Raw genomic sequence first — 19,962 nt, forward strand, 5'->3', positions numbered from 1 at the left:
GTACTGCAGGGGGGACCCTGTGGGAGAGTAGGACGCCGCCGAACAATTATTGTGGGAATGCCCCGCACCTTCTGGTGCGGGGCATTTCTGCGTTCTGGGGAGTTTTACGGCGTCCCACGGGTGATATTTCGTTTGCGGGTGAGGGCGCGCGGCGCGGAGGATCGGTGGATGAACCATGTGATTCGCGCCGTACAGCCCGACGAATGGGCCAAGGCCAAGGACATCCGTCTCGCCTCGCTCCAGGATCCGGCCGCGCCGGTGGCCTTCCTGGAGACGTACGAAGGAGCTCTGAAGCAACCCGATTCGTTCTGGCAGGAGCGGGCGGCCGGGTCCTCTCCCCGGCACGGGGCCAGGGCGGGGCAGTTCATCGCCGAGGCGCCGGACGGGACATGGTCGGGCACCGTGACGCTGCTGATCGAGGAGGCCGGCGACATGGACTTTCTGGGGGCCACGTCCGAGCAGGCGCAGGGGCATCTCGTGGGTGTGTTCGTACGCCCCGAGCAGCGCGGTACCGGGCTGCTCGGGGCGCTGGTCGACGCCGCGCTCGACTGGGCCTGGTCGCTGGAGGAGCCACGGCTCGCTCGGGTGCGGCTCCATGTCCACGAGGGGAATCCGCGGGCACAGGCCGCCTACCGCAAGCTGGGATTCGTACCGACCGGCGTGTCTCTGCCGTTGGACGACAACCCCTCGGTGGCCCCCGGCAGGGACCTGGAGATGGTGATCGACCGCTCCTAGGACTCCTCCAGGGGAGGGCGGACCGTCAGACGCTGTACGGATGCTCCGTCCGCGCCGTTCGCAGCGCGCGGGCCCACCAGTCGAGTTGGTCGAGCATCGCCTTGGCGGCCCCGGCGGCGCCTTCCGGGTCGTGGGCCGTGCCGTCAGCTGCGAAGACATCACTCGTGACCTTGTGGAAGCTGACGGTCTCGCGCACCGTCGTGCTGTGCAGCTCGGCGAAGACCAGCCGCAGCTGTTCGACGCTGCGCAGCCCGCCGCCCACGCCGCCGTACGACACGAAGCCGACTGGCTTGGCCTGCCATTCCTCGCGGTGGAGGTCGATGAAGTGCTTCAGGACCGCCGGGAAGCTGTGGTTGTACTCGGGTGTCACGACGACGAACGCGTCGGCCGCGCCGAGCCGGGCGGACAACTCGGCCAGGGCCGGGGTCGGTTCCGTACCCCAGTCGGGGTGGACGACGGGGAGTTCGGTGTCGGCGAGGTCGATGAGGTCGACCTCGGCGTTGCCGTGGTCGGCGGCCAGGGCGGCGAACCAGTTTCCGACGGTGGGTCCGAGACGGCCTTCGCGGGTGCTGCCGATGATGACGACGAGCCTTATCGGGGCCGTCCGCTGGGTGGACATGGCGTTGCTCCTCAAGGGTGTTCTCTCTGCGCGTGGGACATGAAGGTAAAGTACAACGTGTATGGCAATTATTGCAACGAGCGTTGTAACTTCTGAGGAGGGCGGGACCATGGCGAGCCGGGAGCGGGATGCGGAGGCGGGGGCGGCGCTGGTGTCAGGCGCGCCAAAGCCTCCGCGCAAGGGGCTGCTGGAGAAGCGGCAGGCCATCGAGCGGGGCGCGCGTACGGTCTTCGGGCGCGAGGGGTACACCCGGGCGAGCATTGACGCGATCGCCGCCGAGGCAGGTGTCTCCACGCGCACCATCTACAACCACTTCACCGACAAGGAAGAGCTCTTCCGTGCGGTCTTCCTGGCGTCCGCCGCCTCCGTGACGGCGGACTCCATGGACCTCTTCGAGCGGCACTTCCGGCACTTCGGGAGGGCGGCCGACGTCGAGGCGGACCTGCTGGCCCTCGGACGCGACTGGGTCGGCCAGAACTCCAAGCACCCCGAACACTTCGCGCTCGTACGCCAGATCATCACCGAGGGGCCGCGGATGCCGGCTGATGTGGTCGAGGAGTGGCAGCGCGTCGGGCCACGGGCCGTGCGCGCCGGACTCGCCGAGCGGCTGCGCGGGCTCGCCGATCAGGGGCTGTTCGACATCGACGACGCCGATGCGGCGGCACGGCATCTGAGCCTGCTCATCGGCGGCGTCACGCTGGAGTCGTTCTACGGCGCGGTACGGCTGAGCGCGGCCGAGGTGGAGAAGTTCGTGGCGAGCGGGGTGTGGGCCTTCCTGAAGTTGTACGGGCCTTCCTGAAGTCGCACGAGCCTTCCTGAGCCCGTGCGTGGAGAGCTCTTCCTGCCCCCCCGGTGGGACGGGGTCCTGGGCGGCGCCGTACGCCTCAGACGCTGTCGGGGACCGGCAGTTCGTAGTGCGGCCAGCGGTCCAGGCCCTGCTGTCGCGACCGGAGCAGGGCCAGGGTCGGCAGGCCGCGGTCATGACCGGTGGAGAGCAGCTCCGGGAGCTGGGGCAGCGGAGCGACGGCGGCGACATCGTCCAGGACGCATGTCATTGGTGGGTCGAGCCGACCGTCAGATGACCGTGCGGCCATGCGGCGGCCGTGCTCGACCACGTTCGAGGCGAGTGCGGTGAGCAGCGGCATCGCACCCGGGCGGGAGCGCGGATCCTCGATCGGCTCGCCCACCACATACAGAGTGCCCCCCTCGTTCACAAAAGAATCCAGCGCGAGGGAATCGGTTCGGTTGGGTGTGCAGGCGTCGCGGATATGGATCGAGGAGAGGGACGACAGCGCGCGGGCCGTCAACTGCTGGGAGACTTCCCGGCGTTCGGGGTGCGCGGTGAGCGCGGACTCCAGCAGACCCGCGAGACCGGAGGCGGCCTTGGGGTGGGTGCGGAGGATCCGGACGGCCTCATGGGCGTTCCCGCCCTGCGCCCAGCGGTGCACCTGCTTGAACGGTCGTGACTCCACCGCCGCGGCGTGCAGCCAGCAGCGCAGCAGCGTCTCCGCCGTGTCGGCCATGGCGGCGTCGAGCAGCGCGTGCGGGCGTACGGGGGAGAGCAGCGCGGCGGCACGGGCGGCGGCGGTGGTGGCGTCGTCGCATCCGGCGGTGGGGGACCAGTGGAGCCGGGCCGGAGTGTCGCAGAGATGGCCGGGGTCGTAGACGAGGACGGGGCCGAGCTTGGCCCGCGCGTCCTTGGTCGTGGACCACACGGTCGGGTCGGAGGTGACGACAAGGGCGGGGCCCTCGGCGTCCAGGATGGCCTGGACGGCCGCGGGACGGCGGGCGAGAGGGTCGCCGTATCGCACGCGAGGGGCGGGGACGGCGGCGGCATGCGAGGGAGCGGGAGCGAGTGTGGGCGCGGCAGCGGCGGTCTGGACGGGGTCAGGTGCCGGTGTTGGTGCTGGTGCCGGCGACGGCAGCGGAGCCGGTGCGGCCGTCGCCGCGACGCCCGGCGGGTACTGCTCCTTGCTGAGCGGCGGCGTTAGGGCCGGTGCCTGGCCTTGGGAGTGGCTTTGGTTCGGTACGGCAGCCCGTCGGCCTGCTCGTACCACCCGATAGCGGGCCGTCACGCCCAGTACGAATACCGTGAGCACGACCAGGACCATCATCTGACTGATCAGCAGACCCCAGAACAGGCCGTACCCGGACAGTTCGCCGGGCGGGGTGTCCGGCCAGGCGCCCGCGATGTCGTGCGGAGCCTGCACGAGCTGACGTATCGCCAGCGGCGTACGGGGAAAGGTCACCCCCTGCGGCCAGGCTCCGTGGGTGAAGAGCCCCGCCAGTCCGGTCGCCGTCCACACCAGCACCGCCAGCCCCAGCAGGAAGCCGAGCAGGCCCACGAGCAGTCCGTCGGGGATACCGCCCCGGGCGCCCCCCTGGCCGGCCTGGTAGTGCTGACCGTCGTGGTGGCGCGCCATGGTCACGCCACCGTCGACTCGGAGGACTCGTTCAACTGCCTTTGCCTTTCGAGGAGGGCCGCCCGCTGCTCCGCCTCCCACTCCGCGGCGCGCACATCGTCCGGCAGTCTGCCTTCCAGTTCCAGGGCGTCCGCGGCTTCTGATGCCTGGGAGTTCTCGGTCATCGCCCGGTCGGTGAAGACCAGGGGTCGTTCCGCTTCCGTCACCAGATGCTTGACGACCTGGACGTTGCCGTTGACGTCCCAGACCGCGATACCGGGTGTGAGGGTCGGAATGATCTCCACCGCCCACCGGGGCAGACCCAGTACCCGGCCCGTGGCTCTCGCCTCGTCCGCTTTCTGGGCGTAGATCGTCCGCGTCGACGCCATCTTGAGGATCGCCGCGGCTTCCCGGGCCGCCGCGCCGTCGACCACGTCGGAGAGATGGTGGACCACCGCGACGAACGACAGACCGAGCCGTCGGCCGAACTTCAGCAGCCGCTGGAAGAGCTGGGCGACGAACGGGGAGTTGATGATGTGCCAGGCCTCCTCGACCAGGAAGATGCGCTTCCTGCGGTCGGGGCGGATCCAGGTGTGCTCCAGCCAGACGCCGACGATCGCCATGAGGATCGGCATCGCGATCGAGTTGCGGTCGATGTGCGAGAGGTCGAAGACGATCAGCGGGGCGTCCAGATCGATCCCGACGGTCGTCGGTCCGTCGAACATGCCCCGCAGGTCACCGTCGACCAGCCGGTCGAGGACCAGCGCCACGTCCAGGCCCCAGGCCCGTACATCGTCCAGGTCGACGTTCATGGCCTCGGCCGACTCGGGTTCGGGGTGGCGCAGTTGCTCGACGATGTCCATCAGCACGGGCTGGCGGTTGGTGATCGTCTCGTTCACATAGGCGTGTGCGACCTTGAGCGCGAAGCCGGAGCGCTCGTCCAGGCCGTGTCCCATGGCGACTTCGATGATCGTACGGAGCAGGGCGAGCTGTCCGGTCGTGGTGATCGCCGGGTCGAGGGGGTTGAGCCGGATGCCGTCGTCCAGGGCCGCCATCGCGTCGAGCCGGATGGGGGTTATACCCAGCTCCTGGGCGATCAGGTTCCACTCGCCCGCGCCGTCCTCGCCCTGGGCGTCCAGGACGACGACCTGGCGGTCGCGGAAGCGCAGTTGGCGCAGGACGTAGGTCTTCTCCAGCGCCGACTTCCCGTTGCCGGACTCGCCGAGGACGAGCCAGTGCGGGGCGGGGAGTTGTTGCCCGTACAGCTGGAAGGGGTCGTAGATGTACCCCTTGCCGCTGTAGACCTCGCGGCCGATGATCACACCGGAGTCACCGAGGCCGGGGGCCGCGGTCGGCAGATAGACGGCCTGGGCCTGGCCCGTTGACGTACGGACGGGCAGCCGGGTCGTCTCCACCTTCCCGAAGAGGAAGCTGGTGAAGGCATCCGTGAGGACGGACAGCGGATCTCGCACCACAGGCCCCTTTCGGCTCGTCGGCTATCGGCGGTGTCGGTGTTGGTGTCGGATTCGGTGACAGTGTCGGTATGGGGCGGTATGGGTCGGTCGGCGGCGATGAACCGCGCTAACGGCGGATGCCGGTCGCGAACGGCAGGGTGTTCACAAAGGCGCGGTGGTGCTCGCGGTCGCACCACTCCAGTTTCAGATACGACTTGCCGGCCGACGCTCTGATCGTCCGCTTGTCCCTGGCCAGGGCCTCGGGCGACTTGGACGACACTGTGATGTACCCGACGAGGTTCACCCCCGCCGCCCCGCTGGCGAGATCTTCACCCCGCTGGTCCAGCCGGCCGTGCGCGGCGATGTCGCGCGGGTCGACGGTGCGGTTCATCTTCGCGGCGCGGCTCGCCTCCGCGTCGTCGTTCGTCTTCTCCGTCAGCATCCGCTCGATGGCGATCTCGGTCGGTTCGAGGTCCATGGTGACCGAGACCGTACGGATCACATCGGGGGTGTGGACGAGCAGCGGGGCCAGGAAGTTCACGCCGACGGGGGTCATCGGCCACTCCTTGACCCAGGCGGTGGAGTGGCACCAGGGCGCGCGGGTGGACGACTCGCGCGTCTTGGCCTGAAGATACGTCGGCTCCATCGCGTCCAGCTCGGCCGGCCAGGCGTTTCGTTTCGTCATGGCCTGGATGTGGTCGATGGGGTGGTCGGGGTCGTACATCGAGTGCACGAGGGAGGACAGCCGGCCCTGCCCGAGCGGCTGCCGTACGCGGATGTCCGCCTCGGCGAGCCGCGCGCAGATGTCGGTCAGCTCACGGGCCATCACGACGGCGAGGCCCGCGTCCCGGTCGAGTTTCTTCGTACCGGCGGCCTGGCGGGCGGCGCGGGCCATGGCCTGGCCCTCGGCGGCCAGTTCACGGGTGTAGTGCATGCAGGCGACGAGATACGCGCGGTGCTGCTCGCTGGAGGTGGACACCATCGACTGGAGCTGGTCGTAGGAATCCCGGAGCCAGCCGGGGGAGGAGGAGTCGCCGCGCTGGGCCACGTCCTTCTCGTGCGCGTCGGGGTCGGCGGGCAGCGTACGGGCGAGCATCTGGAGCCGGGTGACGAAGCCGTCGCCGTTGGCGACATGCTTGAGGAGCGTGCCGAAGCGGTCGACGAGGGCCTCCTGGTCCTCGCTGTCGCGCAGCCCGACGCCGGGGCCCTCGATCTCGATGGCGGCGGTGACGGTACGGCGGTCGGCGTGCAGCAGGACGGCGATCTCGTCCGGACCGAAGGGCGCCGCCAGCCAGTTGATACGGCCGATGCCGGGGGGCGGGCCGACCTCGACCTCGCGGCCGTCCAGGCTCGTACCGGCTTCCATGGCGGCGGAGCGGTAGGCCGTACCGCGGCGCAGGCTGCGTTTGTAGCTGCGGTTGATCTCGAACCACTTGTAGAACGTGCGGTGCTTGTACGGCACGTACACGGCGGCGAGCGCGACGAGCGGGAACCCCGTCAGCGTCACGATCCGCAGGGACAGGACGGGGACCAGCAGACCGCACATCATGCCGACGAAGGCGCCGGCGATGATCAGGGCGATCTCGCCGGTCTCGCGGTTCTTGCCGACGATCGCGTTCGGCCTGGCCCGGCCGATGAGATACGTACGACGGGGCGCGATCGGTGGCGACTGAGTCGTCAACGCCCTCTACCTCCTGTGCTGTTGTTGCCGTTACCGGTACCGCGTGAGCTGTGCGGCGTGCCGCTGGTCGGGCCGCCGCCGCGGGGCGGGGGCGCGGGGGACGGCACCGGCCCGCCGCCGCCTCCACCGCCGGACGAGGAGCCGCGTGAGCTGTGCGCGGCGACGCCGCCGGAGACGGTGTTGGCGGGCCGGCCGCCTCCACCGCCCCCGCCTCCGTCGCCCTGCTGGTGGTTGCGGCTGCTGTGGGTCTTGATGCCCTGGGAGACGAGAGCGGCGGGAGAGCTGATGACGGCGGCGGCCTTGGAGCCGTCCGTGGCCTGCTTCCGATTGGAGCGGGAGGAAGCGACCTCGTCGCCGAAACCGGGCACGAAGCGGTAGATCATCGCGGAGGCGAAGATCGCGAGCAGGATGATGGCGAGACCGGACACGACGGCGGAGACCGCGTCGGGGCCGCTGTCGGCGGAGAGCGCGCCGGCGAGGCCGAGGACGATCACGATGACGGGCTTGACCATGATGACGGCGATCATGATCCCGGCCCAGCGGCGGACATGCCCCCACATGTTCTTGTCGACGAGCCCGGCGTAGACGACGGTGCCGAGGAGCGCCCCGACGTACAGGAGCGCGGCCCTTATCACCAACTCCAGCCAGAGCACCCCGGCGGCGAGGATCGACACGAGCGAGACGACGATCAGCATGATCGGCCCGCCGCCGATGTCGTCGCCCTTCTTGAGGGCGGCGGCGAAGCCACCGAAGAAGACGTCGGTCTGTCCGCCGGTGGAGCTGGAGATGACCTGGGTGACGCCGTCGGTCGCGGAGACGATGGTGAAGAGGATGAGAGGGGTGAAGGCGGAGGCGAGGACCGTCAGCCAGAGGAACCCGAGGGCTTCGGAGATCGCGGTGGTGAGGGGCACGCCGCGGATGGCGCGCTTGGCGACGGCGAGGAGCCAGAGGACGAGGGTGAGGACGGTGGAGGCGGCGAAGACGACGGCGTACTGACGGAGGAAGGCGGCGTTGGTGAAGTCGACGTTGGCCGTCCCCTTCACGGCGTCGCTGAGCTTCCCGATGATCCAGGCGGCGGCGTCGGCGCAGCCGCGGGCGAGGGAGGAGAGGGGGTCGAGGGAGCTGGCGGGGTCGGAGACGCCGCCGCGTGGGGCGCCGGCGGCCCTCTCGCCGTCCTCGCAGTAGTCCTTGGCCAGACCGACGATGAGGTCGCACGGGTTGTCGCTCGTGCTGGGCGACGGGGAGGGGGGAGGGGTGGGTGCGGCGGACGCGCGCGTGGCGAGCGCGACGAGGAGCGTGAACGCACCGGCCACGGACGCCGCGAGCGAGGAAACGCTGAGACGGTGGCTACCGGGCATAGGTGAAGCCTCCATATCCCTGAACGGCCTTGGCGATCTCGTCGGCGGTGGAGGCTCTGTTGTCGCCGTTGACCGGTGTGGGACCCTCGGTCTGGCTCGAAGAGGAGATCTTCCAGTCACCGTCGATCCACTTGAGCTTCTCCGTGAGCGTGGACCAGGTTGCGGTCACGGGCTTGGTCGAGCCCTCGCCGGCCAGCCCCACGAGTCCGGTGAACCACACTTCGACGGTCGCCGTGGTCGAACTCATCTCGGTGACCTTGGTACCGACCGGCACGGTCCTTGACACGAAGGTGAGACCCGCGGGTGTGGAGCCGTCCTCATTGAGGCCGACGTTCGTGAGGAAGCCAGGTGAGTAGGCTCTGTCGAGATCGCTCAGAAGACCCTCGGCCGTGGCGGGGTCGTGACTGGCGCGAATGATGTCCTGCCGGGAGGTGGCCTTGAACATGCCGTCGGAACCGAGCGCCACCGCGTAGTTCGCCGCCGCGCTCGCCGCCCCCTGTTCGTTCCGTGCGAACCCCGAGGGGATCTCCCCGTTCTTCCCCGTCACCGGCTTCACGCCCGTCGCCGCCGTCGGTTCCGCGCCCGGTTCCGCCGCCGCGCCCTTGCCGCCGGAGGTATCGCCCCCTCCGCCGCGGTTCGCGAACGCGATAGCCGCGATGAGCAGGACCACGACGCCCACCACCGTGATGAGCGAGCGCGAGCCGCGTGCCGGGCGGCGGGGGCCGCCGTACATGTCGCCGTTTCTGCCGTCGGGCAGGCGGGTACGCGTCTGGCCCGTTCCGCCGAAGCCGTCGTCCGTACGGCCCGAGTCGCCGCCGTAGCCGTGCTCGTCGCCGAAGCTCATGCCGCGTACGCCCCCTCAGCCGTTAGCGGTTCCGCGGTGTCCGCGGTGACCGCGTAGTTCGACGGTAGCCGTGCTGGTTCCCGCGCGGGCGCGGTGTGGTGACTCGACATCAGGGAGACGCAACCTCAGCCGGTGGGTGCGACGGACGGGTGGTGTTGAGGGTGAACCCGGGCACGCCCGGTGCGGACCGGCGGGACGGGAGGGATGGATCGCAGGGGACTGAAGGAGACGTAGGCGACGTGGGGGACGTGGGAGACGTGGGAGACGTGGGAGGAGGAGACAGGGAGGAGCGGCCGTGGGTCAGACGGCCATCCCGTACACGATCGTGAAGAGTGTGCCCAGCGAGCCGATGATGAAGACGCCGGTGAGTCCGGCGACGATCAGGCCCTTGCCCTGCTCAGCGCTGAACGTGTCCCGTAGCGCTGTCGCTCCGATCCGCTGCTTGGCCGCGCCCCAGATCGCGATGCCGAGACAGAGCAGGATGGCCACGGCCATCACGACCTCAATCATGATCCGGGCCTCGTTCCCAAGTGTCCCGAAAGGGCCCCAGTTCGGGGCGATGCCACCGATGATGGTGGTGATGTCGCCCTTTTCGGCCGCCAGGTACATGTAACTCACCGCCCCTGTTGGGTCGTTCACGCCCGAGCCCCATGGCACGGGTCACGCTCTATCTTCGCTGATGGAACCGCCCTCGTAAGCCGCTTGGCGGCTCTCTTTACCCGATCCCCGCACATATGACCGACGACGGTGCCCCGATCAGTCACGGATCGGGTATGCGAGTACGCGTATGGTTACTCTGTGTATCACGGAGCGTGACTCCGGGCAATGACTGTCGTTGTTACACCTTTGTGGTCCCGGGCACGTTCGAGGCGCTTCGAGCCGCTGAGGCGGATCGACAAGCGACTCGTGTCCAAGGCGTCTCTTCCGGCGACCTCGTCGGACGCCCTCCTGATCCGTCTCCTCCGCGCCTACACTGGCCCAGGACAGTGGCCCTGACGCGGAGGGTGTTTGACGGTGCGTAAGGCATGGCTCGTCGTGGCCGCTGTCGGGGGCCTGGGGTTGAGTTTTGTGGCTCTGCTCGTCGTCGGGACCTACTCCGCCGCCGCCGGGCTCGTCGGGGGTGTGGGCGGGGGCGGGCGGGCTGTTGGGCTGGCCAAGGGGGCCGTGCCCGCCGCTTATCAGCCGCTTGTGCAGCAGTGGGGGAATCTCTGTCCCGCCATCAACCCCGCCCTGCTCGCCGCGCAGTTGTACCAGGAGAGCGGCTGGAATCCCAGCGCCCAGAGCCCCGCCAACGCCAAGGGCATCTCGCAGTTCATCCCGGGGACCTGGGAAGCCCATGGCATCGACGGGAACAAGGACGGCACGCGGGACATCTGGGATCCGCGTGACGCGATTCCGTCGGCCGCCTCGTACGACTGCGAATTGGCCGGATACGTCAAGGACGTGCCGGGTGATCAGACCAGCAACATGCTGGCGGCGTACAACGCCGGGGCGTACGCCGTCATCAAGTACGGCGGTGTGCCGCCGTACCGGGAGACGCAGAACTACGTCAAGATCATCCGGACTCTGGAGAAGAGCTTCGCCAGGCCCGTCGGGCGGGTCGAGCCCTCGAAGCAGGCCGCCGCGGCCATCTACTTCGCTCAGCAGAAGCTGGGCACGCCCTATCTCTGGGGTGGGAACGGGACCGCCGAGCAGGGCGGGCGGTTCGACTGCTCCGGGCTGACGCAGGCCGCGTACCGGACCGTGGGAATTGAGCTGCCTCGGGTGGCGAATGATCAGTACAACGCCGGCGAGCACCCCTCGCGGGACGAGCTGCTCCCCGGTGACCTGGTCTTCTTCTCGGACGATCTCACCAATTCGCGGGCGATCCGGCATGTGGGGTTGTACGTGGGCGGCGGGTACATGATCAACGCGCCGTATACCGGGGCCGTCATCCGGTTCGACAAGATCGACACCCCGGACTACTTCGGGGCCACCCGCGTCACCGAGGACGGCGCGAAATCGCTGCCCACCGACCTGCCCCCGAACCGGCCCGCCGCCTGACTCCGGAGGGGGCACGCGGTCGGCGTGGCCGGAACTCTCCGTCCGGACGTGGCTCTGAGCTGCGACTATGTGTCACTCTTCGATAACGTCATGGTGATCGTTCGGTAGAGAGCGGAACGTACGCGGCGCGTAGGCTGTTCCCTGGACGACAGCTGCGGTACTGATCACGCAGCATGTTCCGTACTGACCGCGGGGGTTGGTAGAGGCGTCGCCCACGGAGGTGTGGCGCGGCAGGCGACAAGAAGAGGCAAGGGGCCGCAGCAGATGGCTGGACTCGTACTGGATGGGTCGAACCCCGACGTCAGCCTGCTCTACGACATCAATGGGCTGGCCAAGGACGCCCCGACGTGGTTCGACCGCCTGATGGAGTTCGTCGGTGAGTACGGGATCATGCTCGGGCTTGTGCTCATCGGGCTCTGGGGCTGGTGGACCGTGCGTAAGCGCGGGTCCGAGGAGGACTCGGTCACGGCCGTCGCCGGGCTGGTGTGGGCGCCGCTCGCCGCCGGGATCGCGCTGCTGATCAATATCCCGATCCGGGGTTTCGTCGAACGGCCGAGACCGTTCCTGGACCACAAGGGCCTGGAGGTCCTGGTGGCGGGCAAGACGGACTACTCGTTCGTCAGCGACCACGCGACGATGGCGATGGCCCTCGCCGTCGGCGTCTTCATCGCCCACCGGAAGCTCGGTCTCGCCGCGATCGGTCTGGCCCTTCTCGAAGGCTTCTGCCGCGTCTACATGGGGGTCCACTACCCGACCGATGTCATCGGCGGCTTCGCCCTCGGCACGGCGGTCGCCCTCCTGCTGACCCCGCTCGCCCTCGCCCTGCTCACCCCGCTGGTGTCGGCGATCTCCCGGTCGCCGCACGTCGGGTGGTTCGTACGGTCGCGGGCCGCCCGCGCGGCGGATCTGGCCGCCGGTGCCGGCACCGGCGACGGGGCTGTCGGCGGGACGCGGTCGCTCGGTGTCCCCGAGCCGCGCCCCGACGACAACAATCTCGCTGCCTGAGCCGGTCACGTCGCCCCCGGTCCCGGAAGCCTCGTCCCGGAAGCCTCGTCCCGGAAGCCTCGTCCCGGAAGCCTCGTCCCGGAAGCCTCGTCCCGGAAGCCTCGTCCCGGACGCCCCGTCCCGGTACGCCGTCTAGAAGTCCGCGACCGCGCTGACCACCACATTCGAGTCCCAGTGGCCATTGGCGTCGATGACTCCCCCGCAGGTGATCAGCCGTAGCTGCGGGGTCGGCACCGGGCCGTAGACCCGTTCCGTGGGGAATCGTTTCGTACGGTACGTATCGACGGCCGTCACCCGGAACGTCAGCCGCCGTCCGTCGCCCAGCTCCGTCTCGATCGCGTCGCCGGGGCGCAGCCGGCCCAGCTTGGCGAAGACGGCGTTCTTGATGTCGTCGCGCCCGTTGCGGACCGGGACGGTGCCGGGGTTCGCCGGGGCGTCCCGGTGGCCGATCAGGACGGCCGGGCCGCGTTCGCCGGGGCGTGGACCCAGGGCGAACCAGCCGACCTTCATCGCGTTCCGGAATCCCGGCGCGTCCAGCGTCCCCTCGTCGTCGAGTGCCAGCGGCAGGACGTCCGCCCTGACACCGAGCGCCGGGATACGCAGCCGTACGGGAGCGGACGGCGGGTCCGTGACCTGGACGGTTCGTGGTTCGGCGAACCCCGGTGTCCGTGGCGCGGGCCGGAGCGGGAACACATGCAGCAGTACGGCGGCCGTCGCGCACAGGGCCGCTATGACGAAGAGGGCCTTGATCGCCCTGGCCGACCTGACCGGTGTGGCCGACCCGCCGGTCTTGCCGTCGCCGCTGGATATGTCCGCCCGACCCGCCCTTCCGGTCAGTGCTGACCGCCCGTCGAACGGCGCTGGAATCGGCGCACCACGAGGATCGTGCCGATGGAGGCCGCGGCGGTGGCACCGATGGCGAGGGAGAGTTCGGCCGCGCTGGTGCGTTCCGACGAGTCGGCGGCGGTCATGTGGTCCGCGCCTCCGCGCGCCGCGCCCGACGGCGTGATCGCCAAGGCCCCGACCGAGGGGTTCGCGGTGGTGGTGGTCGTACGGGGGACCGCCGGGTTGGCCGTACGAGTCGCCCGAGTCGCCGTACGAGTCGGGGTCACGCGGGCGCCGGGGCTGGCGGCCTTTGTCGCGGGCTTCGGCGTGGCCTTCGTCGCCGGCTTCGGCGGTGCCTTCGTAGCGGGTTTCGTGGCGGGCTTCGGCGGTGCCTTTGTGGCGGGCTTCGGCGCTGCCCTTGTCGGTGCCCTCGGCGGTGTTCTCGGAGCTGCCTTCGTGGGTGCTTTCGTGGGCTGCTTCGTGGGCGGCTTCATCACCTTCTTGGGAGCCTTCGTGGCTGCCTTCGTGGGTGCCTTCGTCGCGACCTTCCTGGGTGTCTTCGGGAGTGCCTTCGTCGGGGCACGCGTCTGAGTGGGGGCCGCTCTCGTCGGCTTCGGCGTCGCCGCGGGCTTCGCCCTGGACGTGGACGACGTCGTCCCCGACACCGTCGGATCCGGGTCCGGGCCCGAGCTCAGCGGCAGCGTCATCGCGGTGCCGTTCGGGGCGACCAGGGTGAAGCCGTCCACGTGCTGCCCGCGCGGCAGGTGCGGCTGGTCGTCCGTGTAGTAGTACAGCGGGTGCGTGTTGTAGATGACCTGTGGCTGATCGCTGTTCTCCGCGTTCAGCACGGTCTGCGAGGTGTCGTTGGCGACACCACGCCCCTTGGTCGGATAGCCGACCGCGGCGGGCCAGGTGTCGGCGCACTCGCCCGTGCAGTCCGGGTTGTCCGGCTCGTCGGCCGTCCGCATATAGAGCGGATTGCCGAACTTGTCCGCGAGTACCCGGCCGACGGCGGTGTTGATGAGGGTCAGCTGACCCGGTTCGGTGGGCCTGTCCACAGCTGTGGCGGCGCTGCCGCCGAGTGCGAGAAGGAGAACGGTGGCCGCGGCGAGCGCGGCTATCCGGGATCCGTGTCCGTGCATGGCTACGCCCTTGCGAGTCGGGATGTGCCCCCCGCTTGCCGGCCCCCCGCCTGCTAGGTACAGGCCATCGTCAACTGGCCCTCGCGGCCACCTCGGTGGGCCGTACGGGGTACGAAGAACAGCTGGGGACTCACAGCGCCTGCGGGAAGTCGAACAGCCGGTCAGGGTCGTACCGCTTCTTCAGCCGGGCCAGCCGGTCCGCGGCGGCGCCGTAGTAGGACGTGCGCCAGTCGGGCAGCGTCGGGTCGGAGTAGTTCTGGTACGCGGCGCCCGAGGCGTGCCGGCGCATCGATCCATGAGTGCTTTTCAGCCATGCGCGCTGGGCCGATCCGGCGGTACCCGGCTCCCAGCCGGCGATGTACTGCGCCAGCACCCGCGAACCCCGGTGGACGAAGGCCGTCGCGAGCGGGTCCACCCGGTTGACCGCGCCGCCGAGCGCGGTGAGGGCGAGGGAGCCGCTGCCGCCCCCGGATGCCGGGAGCCGGGTGAACGCCTCGGAAGCGGAGATGAGGGCCCCCCGGCCGCCGGGCGAGAGCGGGCGTACGTAGAAGTCGGAGGCGGCGGCGTAGGTCTCGCGCCCGAGCGCGCCCCGGTCGCCGCGGCCGGGGGTCGTACCGGGCAGCCGGCACTGCTCCTCGGTGAAGCCGGAACAGCCCGCGTAGATCAGCATCGCCTCCTCGTAATCGTGCTGCCGCACCGAGACGGAGCTCGCCGGGCCGGGTCCGCCCGGACCGTCGGCGAGCCGGTCGAGCGCGTTCTTCAGTTCGTCCTCGCCGCCCAGGGAGAGTGCGGAGAGTGACAGCGTCGGGGCGACGCCGCCCGGACCGGCGTTGAGATGGAGCGAAGACCAGATCTCGTCCGGCTGGTCGGGCCCCCACGCCTCCCAGGCGCCGAGCAGGGCGTCGGCCTTCGACCACGGCCAGCTCGCGAAGGCGACGACGGCCGGGGGCGCCGGGTGGGTACGGAAGCGCAGCTCGGTGACGACCCCGAAATTGCCGTTGCCCGCGCCGCGCAGCGCCCAGAAGAGGTCCGTGTGCTGCTCGGAGTCGGCGGTCAGTCGCCTGCCGTCGGCCGTGATGAGGGTGGCGGAGGTGAGACTGTCGCAGGTGAGGCCGTAGGCGCGGGTGGCGACTCCGTGTCCGCCGCCGAGGGTGAGCCCGGCGATGGCGACGGTGGGACAGGACCCGGCGGGGATCGTACGGCCCGCGTCCGCGAGGGCCCGGTAGACATCGGCGAGCCGGGCTCCGGCCCCGACCGTGCCGTCCGTGGCCGCGTCCCGCAGCGAGTCGAGCCGCGTCACGTCGATGACGAGCCGGCCGTCGCCGCTGGACCACCCCGCGTAGGAGTGGCCGCCGCCGCGGATGGAGACGGGCGTGCCGTGGGTCCTGGCGAAGGACAGGCACTCCTTGATGTCGTCCTCGCCCGCGGCGTAGGCGATGGCCGCGGGCCTCAGGCTGTCGAAGCGGGTGTTGTAGAGCTGCCGGGCCGTCCCGTACGCGGCGTCGTCGGGCCGTACGAGTTCCCCGTCGAGCCCCTTCGCCAGCGCGTCCCAACTCGGGGCACGGCTCGGGGCAGTTGCCGTGGGGCTCTTGGTGGTCGTGGGGGTCGTGGTGCCGCCTGCGCTGTTCTTGCCGTCCGTACCGCCGCCGGAGCACGCGGTCGCCGTGGCGGCGGTGACCAGGAGGCCGGCCGCCGTGCTCAGAAGTGTGCGCCGTTCCATGGGGCGGCCTCCTCGCGACCGGTGCGGGGCGCGCGGACGTGGTCGCGCGGTGGGACGTTCGGTGCGACGTTCGGTGGGACGTTCGGTGGCACGGCTTCCGCCTCAGCTCTTCGCCGTCCGCGTGGCGGGGTGGGCGGTGGCGTGGGTCGCGGCGTCGGTACGGGCGAGGTCGCGCGATCTGCGGGCGTGGCCTGACCAGCCACAGGTGCAGCGCGCCGTGCAGAACGAGCCGCGCTCGACGGTCGTGGTCTCGTGGAGCGGCGGGAAGGAGAGGGAAGAGGCCTTGGGGGAGGCCGGAGATGAGGCGGCGGTGGGGGGATCAGAAGTGTCTTGCTCGCACACACCTCCACCGTACCGGGGCGTCCGCGTCCCGTAACCGGGACCGGCGTGACGAGGAACGCCGGGCGTCGTTATCCGGAACGGGTGGGATTCGGACAAGCGGCGGTCAGGCGTTGGGGGTTGGCAGGCGATGGTGGTGCAGCAGCACAGACGCAGGGGCGTGGCGTTCGCCGTCGTGACCATGGCGGGGGTCGTGGCCACGACCGCCGGCTGTTCCGGGAGCGGTGGAGCGGCGGCCGACGAGCGGCCGGGCAGTGACCCCGCGGCCGTACGGAGAGCGGCCGACGCGCTGCTCGCGTCGGGCAGTTCGAAGGCCAGTACGTCCATGGAGATGGCGGCCGGCGGGACGCGCGTGACCATTCGCGGCGAGGGCGGCTATGACTTCGGCAAGCGGATGGGCCGGCTCCGGGTGGTACTGCCCAAGGAGCCCGCGGGCGCGAGCGAGCACCGGCCGATCACCGAACTGCTCTCGCCCGGGGCGCTGTACATGAAGAATCGCGGGGCCGGGGTGCCCGCGGACAAGTGGGTCAGGGTCGACTCGACCACGCTGGAGGACGGGAACCTGGTCACGGGCGGGGCGACGGACCCGCTGACCGCGGCCGAACTGCTGCGTGCCGCCAGGAACGTGACCTTTGTCGACGAACTGGATCTCGCCGGCGTTCGCGTATGGCACTACAAGGGTGTCACCCACATCGGGCGGGCCGCGCAGGCGGCGTCGTCCTACGCGCGCGGGGCACTGGGCGCGGCGGCGAAGGGGTTCGGCGAGGACGCGGTGCCGTTCGACGCGTATCTGGACGAGGCCGGGCGGCTGCGCAAGGTCAGGCACAGGTTCAGCTATGTCAACCAGGGGCGTACGGTCGCGGTCGCCTCGACGACGCTGCTGTACGCGTTCGGGGAGCGGGTCTCCGTCGGGCTGCCCCCGCAGGGCGACATCTTCGCGGGCGAGATCAAGTCCTGAGCCGAGTACCCGCGCACGGGCCGCGGATTGCGGAACGCAAAGGCTTCACGGCGGGATCGGCAAGATCAAATCAAGCCGTAACCACAGAGGACCAAGGCGGAAATGGTCCAGACGTGCCATGCGCGGCGTGTATCACGCTCCCTACGCTAGGAAGTCGACAACGGCAGGAAGAGGTGAATGCACGTGGCTCTGTTGCGCACGCCGAACGTCCAGGACCACGTGGCCCTCGCCGAGATCGAGTGGTGCGGGGAGTTGATGATCGCGGCGTCGGCCGCTGACGGGGAACGGCTCAGCCCGGACCGTATCGACGAGGTGCTGAACGTGAGGACCGAACGGCCCGCCGCTCCGCGCCATCCAGGGACGTCCCGGGGGCCGCGGCGAAGAGACTCCTGCGGGGAGTGACCGCCGGGGCCGCCCCTGGTGACGGGGGGCGGTCGGCGTCACATACGTACAGCGTGTCGGATACGTCACAGGTACGTGCGATACGTCAGCGATACGTCAGGTACGGAGCAGCCGGGCGATCGCCTTGGTCGCTTCCTCCACCTTCGCGTCGATCTCCTCCCCGCCCTTGACCGCGGCGTCGGCCACGCAGTGGCGCAGGTGCTCTTCGAGGAGCTGGAGCGCGAAGGACTGGAGCGCCTTCGTCGAGGCGGAGACCTGGGTCAGTATGTCGATGCAGTAGACGTCCTCGTCGACCAGCCGCTGGAGGCCGCGGATCTGGCCCTCGATCCTGCGCAGCCGCTTGAGGTGCTCGTCCTTCTGCTTGTGGTAGCCGTGCACCCCGCGGTCGTGATCGGTGGTGACGGCTTCTGTGCCCGACGTGGTGTCCGTGCTGTCGGCGCTGTCCGTGGTGTCCGTGGTGCCCGTCGCGCCGGTGGAGGGCGCGTCGCTCATCGCCGCGCCGGCCGCCTCAGTGGTCGTCATCGCGTCCTCCCGTTGTGCTGTCAGTGATTCCGATGATGCTGTCCGAAAAGGGGTGTATACCCTACCTGGGTATATGTTACCCGCCTCTGGTTACTGGGGCAGGGGCCTCTGGTCTCCCCCTTGCCACCATGAGTGACACTGGGAACTTGACGGTTAGCCGTGGCCGGATGTTGCGCCTACCATCACCCCTGACCGAACCCCATGTAACCCGAGGACCCCAGGTGCGATTTCGTCTGACCCCCAGGGAGACGAGCTTCTATGACATGTTCGCCGCGTCCGCGGACAACATCGTCACGGGCTCCAAGCTCCTGATGGAACTCCTCGGGGCGGATTCCTCCGCCAGGGCCGAGATCGCGGAGCGGATGAGGGCAGCGGAGCACGCGGGCGACGACGCCACTCACGCGATCTTCCATCAGCTCAACTCCTCCTTCATCACGCCGTTCGACCGTGAGGACATCTACAGCCTCGCGTCCCAGCTCGACGACATCATGGACTTCATGGAGGAGGCCGTCGACCTCGTCGTCCTGTACAACATCGAAGAGCTTCCCAAGGGTGTCGAGCAGCAGATCGAGGTGCTCGCACGGGCCGCCGAGCTGACCGCCGAGGCCATGCCGCACCTGCGGACGATGAACAACCTCACCGAGTACTGGATCGAGGTCAACCGGCTGGAGAACCAGGCCGACCAGATCCACCGCAAGCTGCTGGCCCATCTCTTCAACGGCAAGTACGACGCGATGGAGGTGCTCAAGCTCAAGCAGATCGTCGACGTGCTCGAAGAGGCCGCCGACGCGTTCGAGCACGTCGCGAACACGGTGGAGACCATCGCGGTCAAGGAGTCCTGAACCACGTGGACACCTTCGCGTTGATCGTGACCGTTGCCGTCGCGCTCGGTTTCACCTACACCAACGGCTTTCACGACTCCGCCAACGCCATCGCCACCTCGGTCTCCACCCGGGCACTGACCCCGCGTGCGGCCCTGGCGATGGCCGCGGTGATGAACCTCGCGGGCGCGTTCCTCGGCCAGGGGGTCGCCAAGACCGTCAGCGAGGGCCTGATCGCCACGCCGCACGGCTCGCGGGGGATGGGCATCCTCTTCGCCGCACTGGTCGGCGCGATCGTCTGGAACCTGGTCACCTGGTACTTCGGGCTTCCCTCCTCGTCCTCCCACGCGCTGTTCGGCGGCATGGTGGGCGCGGCGCTGGCCGGCGGGACCGATGTCATCTGGTCCGGGGTGCTTGAGAAGATCGTCATCCCGATGTTCGTCTCCCCGGTCGTCGGTCTGGTCGTCGGGTATCTGGTGATGGTCGCGATCATGTGGATGTTCCGCAGGGCCAACCCGCACAAGGCCAAGCGCGGCTTCCGCATAGCCCAGACCGTCTCGGCGGCGGGTATGGCGCTCGGGCACGGTCTGCAGGACGCGCAGAAGACGATGGGGATCGTGGTGATGGCCCTGGTCATCGCCGATGTGGAGGACTCCGGCGACGCGATCCCGATCTGGGTGAAGATCGTCTGCGCGCTGATGCTGTCCCTCGGTACGTACGCGGGCGGCTGGCGCATCATGCGGACGCTCGGCCGCAAGATCATCGAGCTGGACCCGCCGCAGGGGTTCGCGGCGGAGACGACCGGCGCGTCGATCATGTTCGGCTCGGCGTTCCTGTTCCACGCGCCGATCTCCACGACGCATGTCATCACCTCGGCGATCATGGGTGTGGGGGCGACGAAGCGGGTCAACGCGGTCCGCTGGGGGGTCGCCAAGAACATCATTCTCGGCTGGTTCATCACGATGCCGGCGGCGGCCCTGGTCGCGGCAGTGAGCTTCTGGATCGTGAACCTCGCCTTCGGCTGAGCCGCGCCGTAAGGCTGAGCCGCGCCTTCGGCCGAGCCGCGCCGTACAGCCGAGCCGCGCCGTACAA

The 19,962-nt window shown here is 69.6% G+C and carries 20 protein-coding genes; 8 read left to right on the forward strand and 12 right to left on the reverse strand.

All coding sequences use genetic code 11. The features are described from left to right. Positions 1–168 precede the first annotated feature (168 nt). Complete coding sequence (locus tag ACFRMN_RS35610) at positions 169–735, forward strand: GNAT family N-acetyltransferase (protein ID WP_383027928.1); 567 nt, start codon at positions 169–171, stop codon at positions 733–735. Between the two features lie 25 nt (positions 736–760). Here the strand turns inward: ACFRMN_RS35610 and ACFRMN_RS35615 are convergent, their stop codons facing one another. Further along, complete coding sequence (locus tag ACFRMN_RS35615; RefSeq protein ID WP_383027930.1) at positions 761–1,354, reverse strand: NADPH-dependent FMN reductase; 594 nt, start codon at positions 1,352–1,354, stop codon at positions 761–763. A 109-nt stretch (positions 1,355–1,463) separates the two neighbouring features. Here ACFRMN_RS35615 and ACFRMN_RS35620 point away from each other — a divergent pair, with 109 nt between their 5' ends. Then, positions 1,464–2,153 carry a TetR/AcrR family transcriptional regulator gene (locus tag ACFRMN_RS35620; protein ID WP_383027933.1) on the forward strand — a complete coding sequence of 230 codons (690 nt, stop codon included), beginning with the start codon at positions 1,464–1,466 and terminating at the stop codon, positions 2,151–2,153. An 85-nt stretch (positions 2,154–2,238) separates the two neighbouring features. Here the strand turns inward: ACFRMN_RS35620 and ACFRMN_RS35625 are convergent, their stop codons facing one another. The 6 genes from ACFRMN_RS35625 to ACFRMN_RS35650 form a co-directional block, all read right to left on the reverse strand. After that, the gene (locus ACFRMN_RS35625) at positions 2,239–3,777 is read right to left on the reverse strand and encodes a type IV secretory system conjugative DNA transfer family protein (RefSeq protein WP_383027935.1); all 1,539 of its coding nucleotides are present in this window, start codon (positions 3,775–3,777) and stop codon (positions 2,239–2,241) included. Positions 3,778–3,779: 2 nt separating this feature from the next. After that, positions 3,780–5,228, reverse strand: a complete 1,449-nt coding sequence (locus ACFRMN_RS35630) for an ATP-binding protein (RefSeq protein WP_383027938.1) — start codon at positions 5,226–5,228, stop codon at positions 3,780–3,782. A gap of 109 nt (positions 5,229–5,337) precedes the next feature. Then, positions 5,338–6,891, reverse strand: coding sequence for an SCO6880 family protein (locus ACFRMN_RS35635; RefSeq protein WP_383027941.1), 1,554 nt, complete (start codon positions 6,889–6,891; stop codon positions 5,338–5,340). After that, positions 6,888–8,249, reverse strand: a complete 1,362-nt coding sequence (locus tag ACFRMN_RS35640) for a hypothetical protein (RefSeq protein ID WP_383027943.1) — start codon at positions 8,247–8,249, stop codon at positions 6,888–6,890. Before ACFRMN_RS35640 ends, ACFRMN_RS35635 begins: the two co-directional genes overlap by 4 nt. Then, the gene (locus tag ACFRMN_RS35645) at positions 8,239–9,093 is read right to left on the reverse strand and encodes a hypothetical protein (RefSeq protein WP_383027946.1); all 855 of its coding nucleotides are present in this window, start codon (positions 9,091–9,093) and stop codon (positions 8,239–8,241) included. Before ACFRMN_RS35645 ends, ACFRMN_RS35640 begins: the two co-directional genes overlap by 11 nt. A gap of 300 nt (positions 9,094–9,393) precedes the next feature. Beyond that, positions 9,394–9,702 (reverse strand): hypothetical protein, encoded by a 309-nt coding sequence (locus tag ACFRMN_RS35650; RefSeq protein ID WP_030353484.1) that lies wholly within the window; start codon positions 9,700–9,702, stop codon positions 9,394–9,396. A 405-nt stretch (positions 9,703–10,107) separates the two neighbouring features. Here ACFRMN_RS35650 and ACFRMN_RS35655 point away from each other — a divergent pair, with 405 nt between their 5' ends. Then, entirely contained in the window at positions 10,108–11,136 is a 1,029-nt protein-coding gene (locus ACFRMN_RS35655; RefSeq protein WP_383027948.1) for an NlpC/P60 family protein, read from the forward strand. 264 nt (positions 11,137–11,400) lie between these two features. After that, positions 11,401–12,141 (forward strand): phosphatase PAP2 family protein, encoded by a 741-nt coding sequence (locus tag ACFRMN_RS35660; RefSeq protein ID WP_383027950.1) that lies wholly within the window; start codon positions 11,401–11,403, stop codon positions 12,139–12,141. Between the two features lie 132 nt (positions 12,142–12,273). Here ACFRMN_RS35660 and ACFRMN_RS35665 read toward each other — a convergent pair whose 3' ends face one another. The 4 genes from ACFRMN_RS35665 to ACFRMN_RS35680 form a co-directional block, all read right to left on the reverse strand. Next, a complete protein-coding gene (locus tag ACFRMN_RS35665) occupies positions 12,274–12,834 on the reverse strand; it encodes a sortase domain-bontaining protein (RefSeq protein WP_383027952.1) in 561 nt (186 codons plus the stop codon). Between the two features lie 140 nt (positions 12,835–12,974). Continuing rightward, positions 12,975–14,108, reverse strand: coding sequence for a hypothetical protein (locus ACFRMN_RS35670; protein WP_383027954.1), 1,134 nt, complete (start codon positions 14,106–14,108; stop codon positions 12,975–12,977). A gap of 130 nt (positions 14,109–14,238) precedes the next feature. Continuing rightward, positions 14,239–15,828: an FAD-binding oxidoreductase gene (locus ACFRMN_RS35675; protein ID WP_383027956.1), complete on the reverse strand. Its 1,590-nt coding sequence runs from the start codon at positions 15,826–15,828 to the stop codon at positions 14,239–14,241. 102 nt (positions 15,829–15,930) lie between these two features. Next, complete coding sequence (locus tag ACFRMN_RS35680; RefSeq protein ID WP_383027958.1) at positions 15,931–16,170, reverse strand: hypothetical protein; 240 nt, start codon at positions 16,168–16,170, stop codon at positions 15,931–15,933. A gap of 127 nt (positions 16,171–16,297) precedes the next feature. Between ACFRMN_RS35680 and ACFRMN_RS35685 the strand changes: the two genes are divergently transcribed. Both ACFRMN_RS35685 and ACFRMN_RS35690 read left to right on the forward strand, forming a co-directional pair. Beyond that, positions 16,298–17,125, forward strand: a complete 828-nt coding sequence (locus ACFRMN_RS35685) for a hypothetical protein (RefSeq protein ID WP_383027960.1) — start codon at positions 16,298–16,300, stop codon at positions 17,123–17,125. A 177-nt stretch (positions 17,126–17,302) separates the two neighbouring features. Further along, positions 17,303–17,527 carry a hypothetical protein gene (locus ACFRMN_RS35690; protein WP_382876471.1) on the forward strand — a complete coding sequence of 75 codons (225 nt, stop codon included), beginning with the start codon at positions 17,303–17,305 and terminating at the stop codon, positions 17,525–17,527. A 96-nt stretch (positions 17,528–17,623) separates the two neighbouring features. On the opposite strand, the gene ACFRMN_RS35695 is transcribed toward ACFRMN_RS35690, so the two are convergent. Then, on the reverse strand, positions 17,624–18,049 hold the full coding sequence (locus ACFRMN_RS35695; RefSeq protein ID WP_383027963.1) for a metal-sensitive transcriptional regulator: 426 nt from the start codon (positions 18,047–18,049) through the stop codon (positions 17,624–17,626). Positions 18,050–18,270: 221 nt separating this feature from the next. Here ACFRMN_RS35695 and ACFRMN_RS35700 point away from each other — a divergent pair, with 221 nt between their 5' ends. After that, a complete protein-coding gene (locus ACFRMN_RS35700; RefSeq protein WP_129767944.1) occupies positions 18,271–18,891 on the forward strand; it encodes a DUF47 domain-containing protein in 621 nt (206 codons plus the stop codon). 5 nt (positions 18,892–18,896) lie between these two features. Beyond that, entirely contained in the window at positions 18,897–19,895 is a 999-nt protein-coding gene (locus ACFRMN_RS35705) for an anion permease (protein WP_383027965.1), read from the forward strand. Positions 19,896–19,962: the final 67 nt, after the last annotated feature.

Origin of the sequence: Streptomyces sp. NPDC056835, from assembly GCF_042789485.1 — a bacterium.
In the GTDB taxonomy this organism is placed as follows: domain Bacteria; phylum Actinomycetota; class Actinomycetes; order Streptomycetales; family Streptomycetaceae; genus Streptomyces.

Coding starts and splice junctions, on each gene's coding strand:
- ACFRMN_RS35690 (WP_382876471.1), top strand. CDS start 17,303: ATGCACGTGGCTCTGTTGCGCACGCCGAACGTCCAGGACCACGTGGCC.
- ACFRMN_RS35660 (WP_383027950.1), top strand. CDS start 11,401: ATGGCTGGACTCGTACTGGATGGGTCGAACCCCGACGTCAGCCTGCTC.
- ACFRMN_RS35615 (WP_383027930.1), bottom strand. CDS start 1,354: ATGTCCACCCAGCGGACGGCCCCGATAAGGCTCGTCGTCATCATCGGC.
- ACFRMN_RS35695 (WP_383027963.1), bottom strand. CDS start 18,049: ATGACGACCACTGAGGCGGCCGGCGCGGCGATGAGCGACGCGCCCTCC.
- ACFRMN_RS35625 (WP_383027935.1), bottom strand. CDS start 3,777: ATGGCGCGCCACCACGACGGTCAGCACTACCAGGCCGGCCAGGGGGGC.
- ACFRMN_RS35640 (WP_383027943.1), bottom strand. CDS start 8,249: ATGCCCGGTAGCCACCGTCTCAGCGTTTCCTCGCTCGCGGCGTCCGTG.
- ACFRMN_RS35675 (WP_383027956.1), bottom strand. CDS start 15,828: ATGGAACGGCGCACACTTCTGAGCACGGCGGCCGGCCTCCTGGTCACC.
- ACFRMN_RS35645 (WP_383027946.1), bottom strand. CDS start 9,093: ATGAGCTTCGGCGACGAGCACGGCTACGGCGGCGACTCGGGCCGTACG.
- ACFRMN_RS35610 (WP_383027928.1), top strand. CDS start 169: ATGAACCATGTGATTCGCGCCGTACAGCCCGACGAATGGGCCAAGGCC.
- ACFRMN_RS35620 (WP_383027933.1), top strand. CDS start 1,464: ATGGCGAGCCGGGAGCGGGATGCGGAGGCGGGGGCGGCGCTGGTGTCA.
- ACFRMN_RS35685 (WP_383027960.1), top strand. CDS start 16,298: ATGGTGGTGCAGCAGCACAGACGCAGGGGCGTGGCGTTCGCCGTCGTG.
- ACFRMN_RS35670 (WP_383027954.1), bottom strand. CDS start 14,108: ATGCACGGACACGGATCCCGGATAGCCGCGCTCGCCGCGGCCACCGTT.
- ACFRMN_RS35650 (WP_030353484.1), bottom strand. CDS start 9,702: ATGTACCTGGCGGCCGAAAAGGGCGACATCACCACCATCATCGGTGGC.